The 15,744-nt window shown below is 59.5% G+C and carries 17 protein-coding genes; 11 read left to right on the plus strand and 6 right to left on the minus strand.

From position 1 onward, the window contains the following. Positions 1 to 311 precede the first annotated feature (311 nt). From IEQ42_RS05895 to IEQ42_RS05925, 7 genes are all read left to right on the plus strand, one after another. Positions 312 to 1,976, plus strand: a complete 1,665-nt coding sequence (locus IEQ42_RS05895) for an OFA family MFS transporter (protein ID WP_210702877.1) — start codon at positions 312 to 314, stop codon at positions 1,974 to 1,976. A 273-nt stretch (positions 1,977 to 2,249) separates the two neighbouring features. Continuing rightward, positions 2,250 to 2,843: an imidazoleglycerol-phosphate dehydratase HisB gene (hisB, locus tag IEQ42_RS05900; RefSeq protein ID WP_210702878.1), complete on the plus strand. Its 594-nt coding sequence runs from the start codon at positions 2,250 to 2,252 to the stop codon at positions 2,841 to 2,843. Then, positions 2,843 to 3,481 carry an imidazole glycerol phosphate synthase subunit HisH gene (gene hisH / locus IEQ42_RS05905; RefSeq protein WP_025110934.1) on the plus strand — a complete coding sequence of 213 codons (639 nt, stop codon included), beginning with the start codon at positions 2,843 to 2,845 and terminating at the stop codon, positions 3,479 to 3,481. Before hisB ends, hisH begins: the two co-directional genes overlap by 1 nt. Continuing rightward, positions 3,482 to 3,742, plus strand: coding sequence for a DUF2164 domain-containing protein (locus IEQ42_RS05910; RefSeq protein WP_150593884.1), 261 nt, complete (start codon positions 3,482 to 3,484; stop codon positions 3,740 to 3,742). Between the two features lie 101 nt (positions 3,743 to 3,843). Continuing rightward, positions 3,844 to 4,584 (plus strand): 1-(5-phosphoribosyl)-5-[(5-phosphoribosylamino)methylideneamino]imidazole-4-carboxamide isomerase, encoded by a 741-nt coding sequence (gene hisA, locus IEQ42_RS05915; protein ID WP_210702879.1) that lies wholly within the window; start codon positions 3,844 to 3,846, stop codon positions 4,582 to 4,584. 112 nt (positions 4,585 to 4,696) lie between these two features. Continuing rightward, on the plus strand, positions 4,697 to 5,467 hold the full coding sequence (gene hisF, locus IEQ42_RS05920) for an imidazole glycerol phosphate synthase subunit HisF (protein WP_007897430.1): 771 nt from the start codon (positions 4,697 to 4,699) through the stop codon (positions 5,465 to 5,467). 73 nt (positions 5,468 to 5,540) lie between these two features. Beyond that, positions 5,541 to 6,296: a substrate-binding periplasmic protein gene (locus IEQ42_RS05925; protein ID WP_210702880.1), complete on the plus strand. Its 756-nt coding sequence runs from the start codon at positions 5,541 to 5,543 to the stop codon at positions 6,294 to 6,296. Here IEQ42_RS05925 and IEQ42_RS05930 read toward each other — a convergent pair. The 5 genes from IEQ42_RS05930 to gpmI all read right to left on the minus strand — a co-directional run bounded on the left by IEQ42_RS05930 (position 6,277) and on the right by gpmI (position 12,989). Continuing rightward, positions 6,277 to 7,650: a Vps62-related protein gene (locus IEQ42_RS05930; protein WP_210702881.1), complete on the minus strand. Its 1,374-nt coding sequence runs from the start codon at positions 7,648 to 7,650 to the stop codon at positions 6,277 to 6,279. The genes IEQ42_RS05925 and IEQ42_RS05930 overlap by 20 nt on opposite strands. A 118-nt stretch (positions 7,651 to 7,768) precedes the next feature. After that, positions 7,769 to 8,545 (minus strand): divergent polysaccharide deacetylase family protein, encoded by a 777-nt coding sequence (locus IEQ42_RS05935; protein WP_210702882.1) that lies wholly within the window; start codon positions 8,543 to 8,545, stop codon positions 7,769 to 7,771. A 2-nt stretch (positions 8,546 to 8,547) separates the two neighbouring features. Then, entirely contained in the window at positions 8,548 to 9,867 is a 1,320-nt protein-coding gene (locus IEQ42_RS05940; protein ID WP_200613984.1) for a S41 family peptidase, read from the minus strand. A gap of 34 nt (positions 9,868 to 9,901) precedes the next feature. Beyond that, on the minus strand, positions 9,902 to 11,206 hold the full coding sequence (locus IEQ42_RS05945) for a murein hydrolase activator EnvC family protein (RefSeq protein ID WP_210702883.1): 1,305 nt from the start codon (positions 11,204 to 11,206) through the stop codon (positions 9,902 to 9,904). Between the two features lie 253 nt (positions 11,207 to 11,459). Continuing rightward, the gene (gpmI, locus tag IEQ42_RS05950) at positions 11,460 to 12,989 is read right to left on the minus strand and encodes a 2,3-bisphosphoglycerate-independent phosphoglycerate mutase (protein WP_210702884.1); all 1,530 of its coding nucleotides are present in this window, start codon (positions 12,987 to 12,989) and stop codon (positions 11,460 to 11,462) included. Between the two features lie 153 nt (positions 12,990 to 13,142). Between gpmI and IEQ42_RS05955 the strand changes: the two genes are divergently transcribed. The 3 genes from IEQ42_RS05955 to secB are packed head-to-tail and all read left to right on the plus strand — an operon-like array spanning position 13,143 to position 14,355. Further along, entirely contained in the window at positions 13,143 to 13,556 is a 414-nt protein-coding gene (locus tag IEQ42_RS05955; protein WP_042557204.1) for a rhodanese-like domain-containing protein, read from the plus strand. A gap of 1 nt (position 13,557) precedes the next feature. After that, positions 13,558 to 13,812, plus strand: a complete 255-nt coding sequence (gene grxC, locus IEQ42_RS05960; protein ID WP_042557205.1) for a glutaredoxin 3 — start codon at positions 13,558 to 13,560, stop codon at positions 13,810 to 13,812. Positions 13,813 to 13,869: 57 nt separating this feature from the next. Next, on the plus strand, positions 13,870 to 14,355 hold the full coding sequence (secB, locus tag IEQ42_RS05965; protein WP_042557206.1) for a protein-export chaperone SecB: 486 nt from the start codon (positions 13,870 to 13,872) through the stop codon (positions 14,353 to 14,355). Positions 14,356 to 14,478: 123 nt separating this feature from the next. On the opposite strand, the gene IEQ42_RS05970 is transcribed toward secB, so the two are convergent. After that, on the minus strand, positions 14,479 to 14,934 hold the full coding sequence (locus IEQ42_RS05970) for a tRNA (cytidine(34)-2'-O)-methyltransferase (protein WP_003220777.1): 456 nt from the start codon (positions 14,932 to 14,934) through the stop codon (positions 14,479 to 14,481). Between IEQ42_RS05970 and IEQ42_RS05975 the strand changes: the two genes are divergently transcribed. Then, complete coding sequence (locus tag IEQ42_RS05975) at positions 14,933 to 15,373, plus strand: hypothetical protein (protein WP_210702885.1); 441 nt, start codon at positions 14,933 to 14,935, stop codon at positions 15,371 to 15,373. The genes IEQ42_RS05970 and IEQ42_RS05975 overlap by 2 nt on opposite strands. Positions 15,374 to 15,744 lie beyond the last annotated feature (371 nt).

Below are 15,744 nucleotides of genomic sequence, written 5' to 3' on the forward strand. Positions count from 1 at the left end.
GAGTATAGCGCTGCATCAGTCTTCACTGCTGAGGCGTCCTGACTAGGTCGTTGACTCGCCGCTTGTAGCGCTTCGACAACGGATGCGATGTGGGTTCCCCGCACAGATAAGATCAGGTGACAGAAAAAAGGTGATATCAGTTTGGTTTTTCTGTCACGTGCTAATGGTAACCTTCGCCGGTTCGTCCGTCCTTCTGCGACTTAACGTCGCGCCTTCAAGGAGCTTCACTCAAAAAAACGGTCATGCCTGCGTGCATAAGGTCGGGGGTGAACAGTGGCTGGCGAACCATACTAATAATTGGGGGATACACAATGAGCACGAGCATCACGGCGGACGGCTTCAAAGCCGATCAGCCCGCGTTCCTGTCCAAGGAACGCATCATCGCCAAGCCCGGTTTCAACCGTTGGCTGGTTCCACCGGCCGCTCTGGCCATTCACCTGTGCATCGGCATGGCCTACGGCTTTTCGGTGTTCTGGTTGCCGTTGTCCAAGGCGCTGGGCGTTACTGCTCCGGTGGCTTGCGCGCCGGACATGAGCTTCATCGCACAAGTTTTCTCGTCGCAATGCGACTGGCCGATCTCGATGCTCGGCTGGATCTACACCCTGTTCTTCATCTTCCTCGGCTGCTCGGCAGCGATCTGGGGTGGCTGGCTGGAACACGCCGGGCCACGTAAGGCTGGTGTTGTATCGGCTCTGTGCTGGTGCGGCGGTCTGCTGATTTCGGCGCTGGGGATTTATACCCACCAGATCTGGTTGATGTGGATCGGTTCCGGCGTGATCGGTGGTATCGGTCTGGGCCTGGGCTACATCTCGCCGGTGTCGACCCTGATCAAGTGGTTCCCGGACAAGCGCGGCATGGCGACCGGCATGGCGATTATGGGCTTCGGTGGTGGCGCGATGGTCGGTGCACCGCTGGCCGCAGCGCTGATGGGCCACTTCGCTTCGCCAACGAGCGTCGGCGTGTGGCAGAGCTTCCTGGTGATGGCCGCGATCTACTTCGTGTTCATGATCGGCGGGGCACTGTCCTACCGCGTCCCGCCAACCGGCTGGAAGCCTGAAGGCTGGACCGCTCCGGCGAAAAAAGCCGCGAACGCGATGATCACTCATCGTCACGTACACGTGAATGTGGCGTGGAAAACCCCGCAATTCCGTCTGGTGTGGCTGGTGCTGTGCCTGAACGTGTCTGCCGGTATCGGCATCCTTGGCATGGCTTCGCCATTGTTGCAGGAAGTGTTCGGCGGCAAATTGATTGGTGTTGACCTGCCGTTCGGCCAGCTGGATGCCGGGCAACTGGCTTCCATCGCCGCGATTGCTGCCGGTTTCACCGGTCTGCTGAGCCTGTTCAATATTGGTGGCCGCTTCTTCTGGGCATCGTTCTCGGACTACCTGGGCCGTAAAAACACTTACTTCGTGTTCTTTGCGCTGGGTTTTGCCCTGTACGCGCTGATCCCGAACCTGGGTCACCTGGGCAACGTTGCGCTGTTCGTGGCGGCGTTCTGCATCATCCTGTCGATGTACGGCGGTGGTTTTGCCACGGTTCCGGCGTATCTGGCCGACCCGTTCGGGACGCAGATGGTTGGCGCGATCCACGGTCGTCTGTTGACCGCTTGGGCGGCAGCCGGTGTGCTTGGTCCGGTGCTGGTGAACTACCTGCGTGAGTATCAACTGAGCATCGGCGTTGAACGCGCTGCCGCTTATGACATCACGCTGTATATCCTCGCCGGTCTGCTGGTGCTGGGCTTCATGTGCAACCTGCTGGTGCGCCCGGTGGCTGACAAGTACTTCATGACCGACGCCGAACTGGCTGCCGAACAGGCGCTGGGCCATGACAAAGGTGCCGATGCGACCACCGTTCTGGAATGGAAAGCGGCACCGGGCAGCAAGCCGTTGGCCGTCGCTGCGTGGCTGGTGGTGGGTATTCCGTTGGCGTGGGGTGTGTGGGTGACCCTGCAGAAAACGGCGGTACTGTTTAACTAAGTTGTTAGCTGCATAAGCGCGAAAACGGTGGGAGCGAGCCTGCTCGCGAAGACGGAGTGTCAGTCGACATAAATGTTGGCTGATCTACCGCTTTCGCGAGCAGGCTCGCTCCCACACTTGTTTTTGTGGTGAGCCCGGTAACTTGTATGCACATGTCTACCCGCGACACCCCCGGATTCACTCCGTCAGTCATATCACCTCTCGTGTTTCTGTTTCGCGCCCGCGTGCCTATAATGGCTGCCTTTTTCGCCCAATGATTTTGCGGAGCTGGTGATGGCCGAACGTAAGGCTTCTGTCGAGCGCGACACTCTGGAAACCCAGATCAAAGCCTCGATCAACCTTGATGGCACCGGAAAGGCCCGATTCGATATCGGTGTTCCTTTTCTTGAGCACATGCTGGATCAGATCGCCCGTCACGGGTTGATCGACCTGGATATTGAATGCAAGGGCGATCTGCATATCGACGACCACCATACGGTGGAAGACGTCGGTATCACCCTCGGCCAGGCTTTCGCCAAAGCCATCGGCGATAAAAAAGGCATCCGTCGCTACGGCCACGCCTATGTGCCGCTCGATGAAGCGCTGTCGCGCGTGGTGATCGATTTCTCCGGTCGTCCGGGCCTGCAAATGCACGTGCCGTACACCCGCGCCACCGTTGGCGGCTTCGACGTTGACCTGTTCCAGGAATTCTTCCAGGGCTTCGTCAACCACGCGCTGGTCAGCATGCACATCGACAACCTGCGTGGCGCCAACACTCACCACCAGATCGAAACCGTGTTCAAGGCTTTCGGCCGCGCGCTGCGCATGGCTGTGGAGCTCGACGAGCGCATGGCCGGGCAGATGCCATCGACCAAAGGCGTTCTGTAATGCAGACGGTTGCAGTTATCGATTACGGCATGGGTAACCTGCACTCGGTGGCCAAGGCCCTCGAGCACGTCGGCGCCGGTAAAGTGTTGATCACCAGCGATGCGGACGTGATCCGCGAAGCTGACCGTGTGGTGTTTCCGGGGGTCGGCGCGATTCGCGATTGCATGGCGGAGATCCGTCGCCTCGGGTTTGATTCGCTGGTGCGTGAAGTCAGCCAGGATCGTCCGTTCCTCGGCATCTGTGTCGGCATGCAAGCCCTGCTCGATACCAGCGAAGAGAACGACGGCGTCGACTGCATCGGCCTGTTCCCGGGCGCGGTGAAGTTCTTCGGCAAAGACCTGCATGAAGACGGCGAACACCTGAAAGTCCCGCACATGGGCTGGAACGAGGTGAAGCAGAAGGTCAGTCACCCGCTGTGGCACGACATTCCGGACATGGCGCGTTTCTATTTCGTGCACAGCTACTACATTGCCGCCGCCAACGCGCGGCAGGTGGTGGGCGGCGGTCATTACGGTGTCGATTTCGCTGCAGCGCTGGCCGATGGCTCGCGTTTCGCCGTGCAGTTTCACCCGGAGAAGAGCCATACCCATGGCCTGCAATTGCTGCAGAACTTCGCTGCGTGGGACGGTCGCTGGTAAATGGCTGCCAAGAAGTCCAGACCGCCGATCCTGACCCTCACTCCCGAACAGGAGAACGAGGCCAATCACAAGATCAAGCGGTTCATGGAGGATCGTTTCGAGCTGGACCTGGGTTCGTTCGAAGCGGCAGAAATTCTTGAGCTGTTTACCCGCGAAATTGCTCCGCACTATTACAACAGGGCGATTTTCGATGTGCAGACCCACCTCAAAGAGCGGTTTGAAAGCATCGAAAGCGACCTGTGGGCGCTCGAAAAAAATTAGGAGCAGCTGCTAGCTTCAAGCTGTCAGCTGCAAGAATCAGACACACGTGCGCGCTTGCAGCTTAAAGCTTGCAGCTTGCAGCTCTTTGACGAAGGAAAAGCATGCTAATTATTCCTGCTATCGATCTTAAAGACGGTGCCTGCGTTCGTCTGCGCCAGGGCCGCATGGAAGATTCCACGGTGTTCTCCGATGACCCGGTGAGCATGGCTGCCAAGTGGGTGGAGGGCGGCTGCCGTCGTCTGCATCTGGTCGACCTGAACGGCGCCTTCGAAGGCCAGCCGGTCAACGGCGAAGTGGTTACCGCCATCGCCAAACGCTATCCGAACCTGCCGATCCAGATCGGCGGCGGCATTCGCTCGCTGGAAACCATCGAGCACTACGTCAAGGCTGGTGTGAGCTACGTGATCATCGGCACCAAAGCCGTGAAAGATCCGGCCTTCGTTGCTGAGGCCTGCCGCGCGTTTCCGGGCAAGATCATCGTCGGCCTCGACGCCAAGGACGGTTTCGTCGCCACTGACGGCTGGGCTGAAATCAGCACCGTGCAGGTCATTGATCTGGCCAAGCAGTTTGAAGCCGACGGCGTGTCTTCGATCGTTTATACCGACATCGCCAAAGACGGCATGATGCAGGGCTGCAACGTACCGTTCACCGCTGCGCTGGCTGCGGCAACGAAGATCCCGGTGATCGCTTCCGGCGGTATCCACAACCTCGGTGACATCAAGTCGCTGCTCGACGCCAGGGCGCCGGGCATCATCGGCGCCATCACCGGCCGGGCGATCTATGAGGGCACTTTGGATGTTGCAGAGGCTCAATCTTTCTGTGATGGCTACGCGACCAGATAAAAGCAGCTTCAAGTTGCAAGCTGCGAGCTGCAAGTTAGAAGCGCGGTAATGTTCTGCTCTTTCTTGCAGCTTGAAGCTCCAAGCTTGCAACTCTTAATCGGAGATTAAGCCCATGGCTCTGGCCAAACGCATCATCCCTTGCCTGGACGTGGACAACGGCCGGGTCGTCAAAGGTGTGAAGTTCGAGAACATCCGCGACGCCGGTGACCCGGTGGAAATCGCCCGTCGTTATGACGAGCAGGGCGCCGACGAGATTACCTTTCTCGATATCACCGCCAGCGTCGATGGCCGCGACACCACGCTGCATACAGTCGAGCGCATGGCCAGTCAGGTTTTCATCCCGCTGACCGTTGGCGGTGGCGTGCGCACCGTGCAAGACATCCGCAACCTGCTCAATGCCGGCGCGGACAAAGTGTCGATCAACACCGCAGCCGTGTTCAACCCTGAATTCGTTGGCGAAGCCGCGCAGCATTTCGGCTCGCAGTGCATCGTCGTCGCCATCGATGCGAAGAAGGTGTCGGGCCCGGGCGAAACCCCGCGCTGGGAAATCTTCACCCACGGTGGGCGCAAGCCGACCGGTTTGGACGCGGTCGAGTGGGCGAAGAAAATGGAAGGCCTGGGTGCCGGTGAGATCCTGCTGACCAGCATGGATCAGGACGGCATGAAAAACGGTTTCGACCTCGGCGTGACCCGCGCCATCAGCGATGCACTAGGCATTCCAGTGATCGCTTCCGGTGGTGTCGGCAACTTGCAGCACTTGGCCGACGGCATCCTTGAAGGCCACGCCAGCGCAGTGTTGGCGGCGAGTATTTTCCACTTCGGCGAATACACCGTGCAGGAAGCCAAGGCCTATATGGCTCATCGCGGGATTGTGATGCGTTAAACGGTACAGGCCAGTGGACAGCATGGCGTGCCCAAGGCACTCTTGGGCACGCCATGGATTTCGGTAGCCCGACATGATCAAACGCCTGCTTCTTGTTCTCGCCAGTGCTTCTTTGTTGCTCATCAACAGTGTCAGGGCCGAAAACAATCCCGACACCGATCTGGTGCTCCTCACCGAAAACTTCCCGCCGTACAACATGGCGAAGAACGGCAAGAACTTCGCTCAAGGCGAGAACATCAACGGTATCGCCACCGATATCGTGCACGAGATGTTCCAGCGTGCCGGCCTCACTTACAGCCTGACCCTGCGCTTCCCTTGGGAGCGGGTGTACAAACTGGCGCTGGAGAATCCCGGTTACGGTGCCTTCGTGATGGCGCGTCTGCCGGATCGTGAAAAACTCTTCAAGTGGGTCGGTCCGATCGGCCCCGACGACTGGATCCTGTTGGCCAAGGCTGATAGCAAGATCACCCTCGAAACCCTCAATGACGCGCGCAAGTACAAAATCGGCGCCTACAAAGGCGACGCGATTGCCGAGACGCTGACCAAGCAAGGCTTGAAGCCCGTGGTCGTGCTGCGCGATCAGGACAACGCCAGGAAGCTGGTCAGCGGACAGATTGATCTGTGGGCAACGGGAGATCCTGCCGGGCGTTACCTCGCGCGGCAGGAGGGTGTGACGGGGCTGAAAACGGTGCTGCGCTTCAATAGCGCCGAGTTATATCTGGCGTTGAACAAGGACGTCTCCGATGACGTCGTCGCCAGGCTGCAGGACGCGCTCGATCAACTGCGCAAAGAAGGTGTAGTGGACGAAATCATGGCGCGGTATCTGTAACCTCCTCCAGCGCCGTTTCCGCCAGCGGGGTGGCGCTGTCGTTGTCCGTCTCGTGGATGTCCGCGACCTCTGGCACTTGCGCTTCCGGCGCCGCAGCAACAGTGCTGGCAGGCGTCCCCGGTGTGTATTGGCTGATGTGCAGGCTGCGACCGTCGGTATAACTGAACGTAGTGGTCACCGGCGTACCGTCTGCGCGCACAAGACTGTAGTCACTCTGAATCAGATAAACCGCCACGGCCTTATGGCTGTCCACTACCGCTACGACGTCGATCGCAGAGGTGTCGAGCCATTCATTGTTGGGCATTTCGCATTGCGTCAACTCATGGCTGAGCCGTGCCGAAAACAGAAACGGACTGGATGCCTGCGCGCCCCACTGCACGCCAAATTCGATGGAGGTCAGTGTCGAGAACGCCCATTGACCTCGGGTGCGTTGCGCGCGCTGGGCTGACCATCGGAATGTCGTACTGTCTTGCCCGCTGTTGTGACCATGGCCGACGAGCACATAGTGATCCGTGCGCTCCAGTTGATAGAAGGGCGAGTGGTCTCGCTGCTCCAGTGGAGTGAACAAGGGATCCTTGACGGCGAACCAGGGCAGCCTGGCGGTGTAGGTCGGCTGCTCAGGCGCTTGCAAGGGCTCAGGCGTTACCCCGAGAAGCACGGGTGCTGTCGGTTTTGGATTGACCTGAACCGCAAGGTGCAGACGTAACGAATACACCAGAAAATTCGCCGGCAACGTGTAACCGCTGACTCCGGCGAACGTGCCGGGCGCCAGGTGCATTTCCCCGGAAGCGGCCACCGGTGGCGCGGCGCTCCACGTGCTGATGCTCTGCCGCGCACCACTGCCTTTGTCATTCCAGATCAGATCGCATGTGGCTGACGCGCTGACAAGGTCGGCCCGTACGCAGCGAACGGCATTGCGAGAAGGTTTTTCGTGGCTGTTGGAACACACCGAACCCAGCGCGACGTAACCTTGCGGCGGGAGAGGGCGCCAGACGGAGCCGTTCTTGGTCGCGCCGGAGCCTGAGTCTTTCCAGATCAGCTCGAAGTCGGTCGGTGCGCTCAGGGCCTTGCCTTTTTCGGGGTCGGCCGCCGGTGTGCTCGCCTCGCACACCACCGCCACGACTTTCTTGTTGTTGATGTTGTCACGGCCCGGATGGACGACGTCACCCAATGGAAAGTAGCCGGGCAGCACATCGGCCGCCGGGGTCGGGCGCCAGAAAGACGCCGGTTCCGCGCTGGAGCCGTAGGTGTCCCAGATACCCAGGAACTCGGTCGTAAAGTTGATCAGCAGGTTGTCGACCCTGATGGGTTCCCTCTGCCAGTCGGATACTTGAGCGTTGTCGTAAATAGTCATGGTCACTCCTGATAGTTGAACAGCGACTCAAGGGAGTCGCGACCTGTTGCAGGTCTCACTATCCGGAAGTGCGAGAAGTGAATGGTGGTAACTATCTATTGCCTGACGCAACAGGCTGTTACCGGTAGAGACCGTCCTTGCCATGGCCGGCCATTGCGCGATTGCTGCGCACGCTGATCATTTGTTTGATGTCGATCCACTCAACGCCTTGAGCCTTGAGCTTGGGCAGCTCTCGCTCCAGCACGGCCAGCGTTTGTGGATAAGGATGGCCGATCATTACCGCTGAACCCTGTTTGCGCGCGAGGCTGATCGCAGTCTGCAACTGGGTGAAGATCGCCGCCTCGGTGCGCTCGTCATCGAGAAAAACATCGCGCGAAACACTCGCCAGATCGATCTTCTGCGCTTGCTGCGCGGCCACGGTCTGCGCACTGGTGCGGCTGTCGACGAAGAACTTGTGACGACGCTGCAACTCACCCATCAACCAGGCCATTGCCTCCGGTTGCGCCGTCATTCGGCTGCCCATGTGGTTATTGATGCCCGCGGTGTACGGGACCATTTTGAACGCGGCGTTCAGACGCTTTTCGAGTTCGTCGATGGGCAGTTCGGGATGCCAGGCGTACGGGCCGGTCGCCGGATCCATGGGCATGTGCAAGATGACGATCTTGCCGGCCCGATGGGCTTCACGGGCGAATTCGGTGGCGTGGGGCGTGTCGGGCATGATCGCCGCGGTCACCGGGCCGGGCAGGGCCAGCACGCGGCGATCCCGGGGCAGGCTTTGCCCCAGGTCGTCGATGATCAGTGTCAGGTAGGCTTTGTGAGGCGTAGAGCCGGCGGGTTGTGCCTGAGCAGCACCCGCCAGACAGCACAGCAGAACGAAGACGAAACGCAAAGACATCCTCAGCGGCCGGACGTAATGCTCAGGCCTTTGAGCAGGCTCAGGGCCTGGGCCAGTTGGTAATCGTCATCCTGCGGCATGGCCTTGGCCTTGCCTGCGGAACCGCTCGGTTTGTCGGCGCCGCCGTTGCCGTTGCCCAAATGGCCCTGCAGATCTGCTTCCTTGAAGTATTCGCTGTCCGCCTCGCTGGTGATCTTGGCTTTGCGCACTTCGATGTCCGGGACGATGCCCTGGGCCTGGATCGAGCGGCCATTGGGCGTGAAGTACAGCGCGGTGGTGATCTTCAGTGCGCGGTCGTTGTTCAGCGGCAGCACGGTCTGTACCGAACCTTTGCCGAAACTGGTGGTGCCCATGACCACAGCGCGTTTCTGGTCCTGCAGAGCACCGGCGACAATTTCCGACGCCGAGGCGCTGCCACCGTTGATCAGCACGACCATCGGCACTGCTTCGCTTTCGTCTTTGCCGGTAGCAGAGAAACGCAGCTCGGAGTTGGCGATACGGCCTTTGGTGTAGACGATCAGACCTTTGGTGATGAAGTGGTCGACCACTTCCACCGCGGCCTGCAACACGCCACCCGGGTTGTTGCGCAGGTCGAGAACGATGCCGTTGAGCTTCTTGCCATTGTCCTTGCGCATCTTCGCCAGGGCCTTGGAGACCTCATCGCCGGTCTTGACCTGGAACTGAGTGATGCGGATATAGCCGTAGCCCGACTCCAGCAGCTGCGACTTGACGCTCTTCACCTGAATCACGGCGCGCGCCAGGGTCACGTCGAATGGCGGGCCACCGTCGCGTACCAGGGTCAGGGTGATTTTCTGGCCGATCTTGCCGCGCATCTTGTCCACGGCTTCGGTCATGGTCTGGCCGCGAGTCGGCTGACCGTTGATCTTGACGATGAAGTCGCCAGCCTGAATGCCAGCCTTCGACGCAGGCGTGTCATCGATTGGCGAGACAACCTTGATAAAACCGTCTTCGGCGCCGACTTCAATGCCCAGGCCGCCGAACTCGCCGCTGGTGCTTTCCTGCAATTCGGTGAAGTCTTCAGGGCCCAGGTAAGCCGAGTGCGGATCAAGGTTGCTGAGCATGCCCTTGATCGCGTTTTCCAGCAGGGTCTTGTCGTCCACCGGCTCGACGTATGCGGCTTTGATCCGGTCCATGACCTCGGCAAAGGTGCGCAACTCTTCCAGCGGCAACGGGGCCTTGGAGGTCGCAGCTGTGCCTGCCGGAGCGACGGCCGGAGCCGGTTGAGCGGCAAACGCCAAAGGCGCGCCGATCACCAGGGCGATCGTCAGGGCCAGCGAGGTAAGGCGGGACAAATGCAGCATGTCGAACGAACTCCTAATGTTGGTGACTCAACGCCTATCCTTGCGCGCGGCACCATTGCGCCGGATCACTCGGGTGACCCTGCTGACGAATTGCAAAATACAGCGCTGATGTGTCCTGACCGCCACTGTTACCGACAGTGGAGATGGACTCACCGGCTTTAACCACGTCACCCGCCGACTTGAGCAGTGTCTGGTTGTGACCGTAAAGACTCAGAAAACCATTGCCGTGATCGAGGATCACCAGCAACCCGGCGCCCCGCAGCCAATCGGCAAACACCACGCGCCCACCGTGTACGGCATGCACCTGGCTGCCGGCGGAGGCGCTGATCATCACGCCATCCCACTTGGTGCGGGCGTCATCGCCACGGCGTTCACCGAAGCGTGCCAGCAGTCGACCATCAACCGGCCATGGAAGTTTTCCCCGGGTTGCCGCAAAAGCCCCGCCAAAGGTTTCGCCACTGCTGGAAACCAGTGCGCCGGGAGACGATTTGACCGGTTTTCGTGGGGCGTCGCTGGTGTCCGATTCTGCATCCGCGTGGGCTTGCGCCTCACGCAAACGCTTTTTTTCCGCTTCCTGCTGGGCGATCAGCGCTTTTTTTCGCGCTTCTTCTGCCTCTCGGGCCTGACGGGCCAGGGTTTCTTCAATGGTCTTGAGGACTTTAGACAGGTCTGCCTGATCCTGCTCGCGGGCGGCGAGTTTCTGGTCGCGAGCCTTGACGTCCTCGTTGAGCTTGGCCAGCACTTGCTGGCGCTCCTTGCGAACTTTTTCGAGTTCGTCGCGCTGGGTGTCGAGGTCGCTTTTCTGTACCAGCAATTGCGCTTGCTGCAAGCCGATGTCTTTTTCGACATTAGCCAGTTGGCGCAGGGTTTCGTTGAAGTTTTTCAGCTGCTCCAGGCGAGCCTGGCTCAGGTAATCGTAATAGGTGAGGGTGCGGGCGAACTTCTCGGGATTCTGCTGGTTGAGCAGCAGCTTGAGGTACTCCTGACGGCCGTTCTGATAGGCCGCACGGGCCTGAATGGCGATCAGTCGTTGCTGTTCAGTGCGCGCGCTCTGGAGTTTTTTTTTCTCTGCATCGAGTCGTTGCAGCTCGGATTCGCTTTTCTGCAGTTCTTTCTGCAGCGCATCGACCTGCTTCTGCAGCTTGCCCAGCTCGGTCTCAGTGCCCTTGAGCTGTTTCTGCACGCCGGACTTTTCTTCCTGAACCTTGCTCAGCAGTTTTTTCAGCTCGGCAATGTCCTGACGCGTGGCGTCCAACTGCTGTTGGGTTTGCGCGCGCTCGTCAGCGAAGGCCGGTTGGAGCAGGCAGGTCAGAGCGAGGGCAATCAGGACGCGAAGCATAGGGGCGGGCGGCACCAGGGTAATGGACGGCCTAGTATGCCCGCCCGAGGCTGCAAAAAAAACGCCCAATTGGGGCTGTGTGATAACTGGAGCGCCGGACAGGCTTAATTCCATTTCGAAAACCCCATAAACCCCTGTGGGAGCTCGCTTGTCAGCGATGGCGTCTGAACATTCAACAGAGTTGTTGGCTGTCAGATTGCTATCGCTGGCAAGCCAACTCCCACAGGGTTGAGCGGTGTTTTGAGACCGCGGATTAAACCAGAATCGAAGTCCCGGTCATTTCCAACGGTTTTTCCAGGCCCAGCAACTTGAGCATGGTCGGTGCCACATCCGCCAGCACGCCGCCTTCACGGACCTTGAGGTCACGCTTGCCGACGTAAATGAACGGCACCGGCTCGGTGGTGTGTGCGGTGTGCGCCTGGTGAGTTTCTTCATCGGCCATTTTTTCGACGTTGCCGTGGTCAGCGGTGATCAGCGCTTCGCCGCCCACCTTGTCCAGTGCTTCGACGATGCGCCCGACGCAGGTGTCCAGGCATTCAACCGCTTTCACTGCCGCTTCGAACACGCCGCTGTGGCCGACCATGTCGCCGTTGGCGTAGTTGACCACGATCACGTCGTAGCGCTGGTTTTCGATGGCGTCGACAATACGGTCGGTCACTTCCGGCGCGCTCATTTCCGGCTGCAAGTCGTAAGTGGCGACTTTCGGCGACGGGATCAGGATGCGTTCTTCGCCAGGGAACGGTTCTTCCCGGCCGCCGGAAAAGAAGAACGTCACGTGGGCGTATTTCTCGGTTTCAGCGATGCGCAGCTGGGTTTTGCCGTTTTTTGCCAGATAGTCGCCCAGCACATTTTCCAGGCTGCCCGCCGCGAACGCCGACGGTGCAGGAATGCTCGCGGCGTACTGGGTCAGCATGACGAAACCGGCCAGTTTTGGCTGACGCGCGCGCTCGAAGTCCTTGAAATCGTCTTCGACGAATACGCGGGTCAGCTCGCGGGCGCGGTCGGCGCGGAAGTTCATGAACACCACGGCGTCACCGTCTTCGACTTTGACCGGCTCACCGATGGTGGTGGCTTTGACGAATTCGTCGCTCTCGCCACGGGCGTATGCCGCTTCCAGCGCTTGCTGGGCGGTGGCAGCGTTGAATTCGCCGTTGCCGTCGACGATCAGGTTGTACGCCTGGGCCACGCGATCCCAGCGGTTGTCACGGTCCATGGCGAAGTAGCGGCCGACGATGCTGGCGATGCGGCCCTTGCCGAGTGCCTGGAACGTCGCATCGAGCAGTTCGATCGACGAAGCAGCGCTTTTGGGCGGCGTGTCGCGGCCGTCGAGGAAAGCGTGCAGATAGATTTTTTCGGCGCCGCGCTTGAAGGCCAGTTCGGCCATGGCGATCAGGTGATCCTGATGACTGTGCACGCCGCCATCCGACAGCAGGCCCATGAAGTGCACGGCTTTGCCGGCAGCCACGGCTTTATCCACAGCGGCGCAGATGGTCGGGTTCTCGAAGAACTCGCCGTCGCGGATCGATTTGGTCACGCGGGTGAAGTCCTGATACACCACGCGACCGGCGCCGAGGTTCATGTGGCCGACTTCGGAGTTGCCCATCTGGCCGTCCGGCAGACCGACGTCCATGCCGCTGCCCGAGATCAAGCCGTTCGGCTGGTTGGCCGTCAGGCGATCCAGCACAGGCTTCTTCGCCGCAAAAACGGCATTGGATTCGGGGCTGTCGCTGTGACCGAAGCCGTCGAGAATGATCAGGACCAAAGGTTTAGGCGTGGTAGTCATGGAATCCACTCGTGGCTAATAAAGAAGAGGGCGATGGAAAAGGGAGTTGGAGTTTAAAGCGAAGTTCCGACCGCGTCACCGCCGGACGGGGTTTGGCCCACCATAGTGGCTGTGTATACTGGCCGACATTTTAACGCCCTGGAACCTCCTTCGATGGTTGCTCACCTGATTGAATTTGCCACTAACCACTACATTCTTGTCGGTATCTTCGTCGTACTGCTGGCTCTGCTGCTGGCGCACACGATGCAGGGCGGCGGTAAAAGCCTGAGCACCGGTGAGCTGACCGCACTGGTCAACAAAGACGCGGGCGTGGTGGTAGACATTCGCACAGCCAAGGATTTCGCTGCCGGCCACATTGTTGGCGCGGTGAATATTCCTCAGGACAAATTGGCCGCACGCGTCGCCGAGCTGGAAAAACACAAGGCCAAGACCATCATTCTGGTCGATGCCCTGGGCCAGACCGCTGGCACTCATGCCCGCGAACTGATGAAATCCGGCTTCACCGCCGCCAAGCTGTCCGGCGGGATCTCCAGCTGGAAAGGCGACAACCTGCCGTTGGTGAAGTGACATGAGCGAAGTCATCGTCTACTCCAGCGATTACTGCCCTTACTGCTCGCGAGCCAAGTACCTGCTCGAGAACAAAGGCGTGGCCTTCAAAGAGATCAAGGTCGATGGCAAGCCGCAGGTGCGTGCCGAAATGGCCCAGAAAGCCGGACGCACGTCCGTGCCGCAGATCTGGATCGGCAGCAAGCACGTCGGCGGCTGTGACGATTTATTCGCCCTGGAGCGCGCCGGCAAGCTCGACGCGCTGCTCAAGGCCTGAACGGCTGCACCCACGTACAGCACTCCCTAAAAGACCCAAGATCAGAAAGGATCTGAGATGACTGACCAACAGAACACTGCAGCCAGCGAAGAAGAAACCGCACCGCAATTCTCCTTGCAGCGCATCTACGTACGCGACTTGTCCTTCGAAGCCCCGAAAAGCCCGGCGATCTTTCGCCAGCAGTGGGACCCGGCGGTCGGTCTGGATCTGAACACTCGTCAGAAAGAACTGGAAGGCGATTTCTACGAAGTCGTGCTGACCCTGTCTGTCACCGTGAAAAACGGTGAAGAAGTAGCCTTCATCGCTGAAGTGCAACAGGCCGGTATCTTCCTGATCAAGAACCTGGACGCGGCTTCGATGAGCCACACCCTGGGTGCGTTCTGCCCGAACATCCTGTTCCCGTACGCTCGCGAGACCCTGGACAGCCTGGTAACCCGCGGTTCGTTCCCGGCGCTGATGCTGGCTCCGGTGAACTTCGATGCCCTGTACGCGCAAGAGCTGCAGCGCATGCAGGAAAGCGGCGAGACGCCAACCGTTCAATAAGACGGTTCAGCAACACCCCATGTGGGAGCGAGCCTGCTCGCGATAGCGGTCTGTCAGAGACATCAATGTTGACTGACACGCCGTAATCGCGAGCAGGCTCGCTCCCACATTTGTTTTGCAGTGTTACTTGAAGTCGTTCTGCCGCCACGCCTCATACACGGCCACCGCCACGGTGTTGGACAGGTTCAGGCTGCGGCAGCCTTCACGCATCGGCAGGCGCAGGCGCTGTTCGGCCGGCAGGGCGTCGAGCACTTCTGGTGGCAGGCCTCGGCTTTCCGGGCCGAAGATGAACGCATCGCCCGGCACGAACGCAGCATCATGAAACGGCCGCGAACCCTTGGTGGTGAACGCGAACAGGCGTGGATTGCCTAAGCTTTCCAGGCAACTGGCGAGGTCGGCGTGGCGTTGCAGCGTGGCGTATTCGTGGTAGTCCAGACCGGCCCGCCGCAGGCGCTTATCGTCCATCTCGAAGCCCAGCGGTTCGATCAAATGCAGGTGGCAGCCGCTGTTGGCGCACAGCCTGATAACGTTGCCGGTATTCGGTGGAATTTCTGGTTGAAAAAGGATGACGTGAAACATGCACGGCTCCGAAGGTAAAGATGACGCGCATTCTACGCCGCTAGCGGACTCGCGTTCGAAACTATTCCCGCGGGTGATCGGTTCGTTGGCGATTGTCGGTTTGATGATCGGTTTGATGATTGGCCGCCTGACCACGCCAGATCCGAGCGTATTGCAGCAGGTCGAAGTGACTGAAAGCGGGTTGGTGTTGTGGTTCAACAACGAACCGAAACTGCACGGCGAGATCATCGACGGCACGGTGGCGCTGTTGTTTCAGGCTGATGGACGGGCGCAGAAAGGCCAGCTCAAGCTCAATGGCAAAGATGTGAATTGGCGTACGCGAATGAGTGATGGCGGGTTGTTGCTGACGGTGCTGGCGGCGCGGCCGCTGCAGGGAGATTGGGCCGGCAGCGAAGTCGATGACCGCTGGCGGCTGGAGATTCACCTGCAAGAGCAATAAAAGCGGGAATCCCTGACCTGCCTGTATCAGGGTTCCCAAAACGGGGTGGACTTTCGCTTGAGCGAAACGCCCGGTGTAAAGAGGGAACCCCCGGCCTGCCTGTACCAAGGATCCCAAAAGGGTGAGCTCGTCGCATTGCGGTGCGAGCCCGATGTAAAGAGGGGAATCCCCGGCCTGCCTGTACCAAGGTCCCCGAAACGGGTGGTGAAACGAATCACCTGTAAGAGTTATTGCAGGAGGTGTGCCAGGTTTTAATTTTTTGAAACAAAAGATGCTGTCGGAAACGCGAAAGCCCCAGATTACGGGGCTTTCGTGTTTTCGAAGTTGAAGTTTTGCAGTGGTTTTGATTTGGCTAGTCAACCGCCGGATAT

The organism is Pseudomonas iridis (assembly GCF_017980685.1).
Taxonomy (GTDB): Bacteria; Pseudomonadota; Gammaproteobacteria; order Pseudomonadales; family Pseudomonadaceae; genus Aquipseudomonas; species Aquipseudomonas iridis.

Bases quoted from the DNA above. Each gene is read 5' to 3' on its own strand.
- IEQ42_RS05895 (WP_210702877.1), top strand. From the start codon at position 312: ATGAGCACGAGCATCACGGCGGACGGCTTCAAAGCCGATCAGCCCGCG.
- hisB (WP_210702878.1), top strand. From the start codon at position 2,250: ATGGCCGAACGTAAGGCTTCTGTCGAGCGCGACACTCTGGAAACCCAG.
- hisH (WP_025110934.1), top strand. From the start codon at position 2,843: ATGCAGACGGTTGCAGTTATCGATTACGGCATGGGTAACCTGCACTCG.
- IEQ42_RS05910 (WP_150593884.1), top strand. From the start codon at position 3,482: ATGGCTGCCAAGAAGTCCAGACCGCCGATCCTGACCCTCACTCCCGAA.
- hisA (WP_210702879.1), top strand. From the start codon at position 3,844: ATGCTAATTATTCCTGCTATCGATCTTAAAGACGGTGCCTGCGTTCGT.
- hisF (WP_007897430.1), top strand. From the start codon at position 4,697: ATGGCTCTGGCCAAACGCATCATCCCTTGCCTGGACGTGGACAACGGC.
- IEQ42_RS05925 (WP_210702880.1), top strand. From the start codon at position 5,541: ATGATCAAACGCCTGCTTCTTGTTCTCGCCAGTGCTTCTTTGTTGCTC.
- IEQ42_RS05930 (WP_210702881.1), bottom strand. From the start codon at position 7,650: ATGACTATTTACGACAACGCTCAAGTATCCGACTGGCAGAGGGAACCC.
- IEQ42_RS05935 (WP_210702882.1), bottom strand. From the start codon at position 8,545: ATGTCTTTGCGTTTCGTCTTCGTTCTGCTGTGCTGTCTGGCGGGTGCT.
- IEQ42_RS05940 (WP_200613984.1), bottom strand. From the start codon at position 9,867: ATGCTGCATTTGTCCCGCCTTACCTCGCTGGCCCTGACGATCGCCCTG.
- IEQ42_RS05945 (WP_210702883.1), bottom strand. From the start codon at position 11,206: ATGCTTCGCGTCCTGATTGCCCTCGCTCTGACCTGCCTGCTCCAACCG.
- gpmI (WP_210702884.1), bottom strand. From the start codon at position 12,989: ATGACTACCACGCCTAAACCTTTGGTCCTGATCATTCTCGACGGCTTC.
- IEQ42_RS05955 (WP_042557204.1), top strand. From the start codon at position 13,143: ATGGTTGCTCACCTGATTGAATTTGCCACTAACCACTACATTCTTGTC.
- grxC (WP_042557205.1), top strand. From the start codon at position 13,558: ATGAGCGAAGTCATCGTCTACTCCAGCGATTACTGCCCTTACTGCTCG.
- secB (WP_042557206.1), top strand. From the start codon at position 13,870: ATGACTGACCAACAGAACACTGCAGCCAGCGAAGAAGAAACCGCACCG.
- IEQ42_RS05975 (WP_210702885.1), top strand. From the start codon at position 14,933: ATGCACGGCTCCGAAGGTAAAGATGACGCGCATTCTACGCCGCTAGCG.
- IEQ42_RS05970 (WP_003220777.1), bottom strand. From the start codon at position 14,934: ATGTTTCACGTCATCCTTTTTCAACCAGAAATTCCACCGAATACCGGC.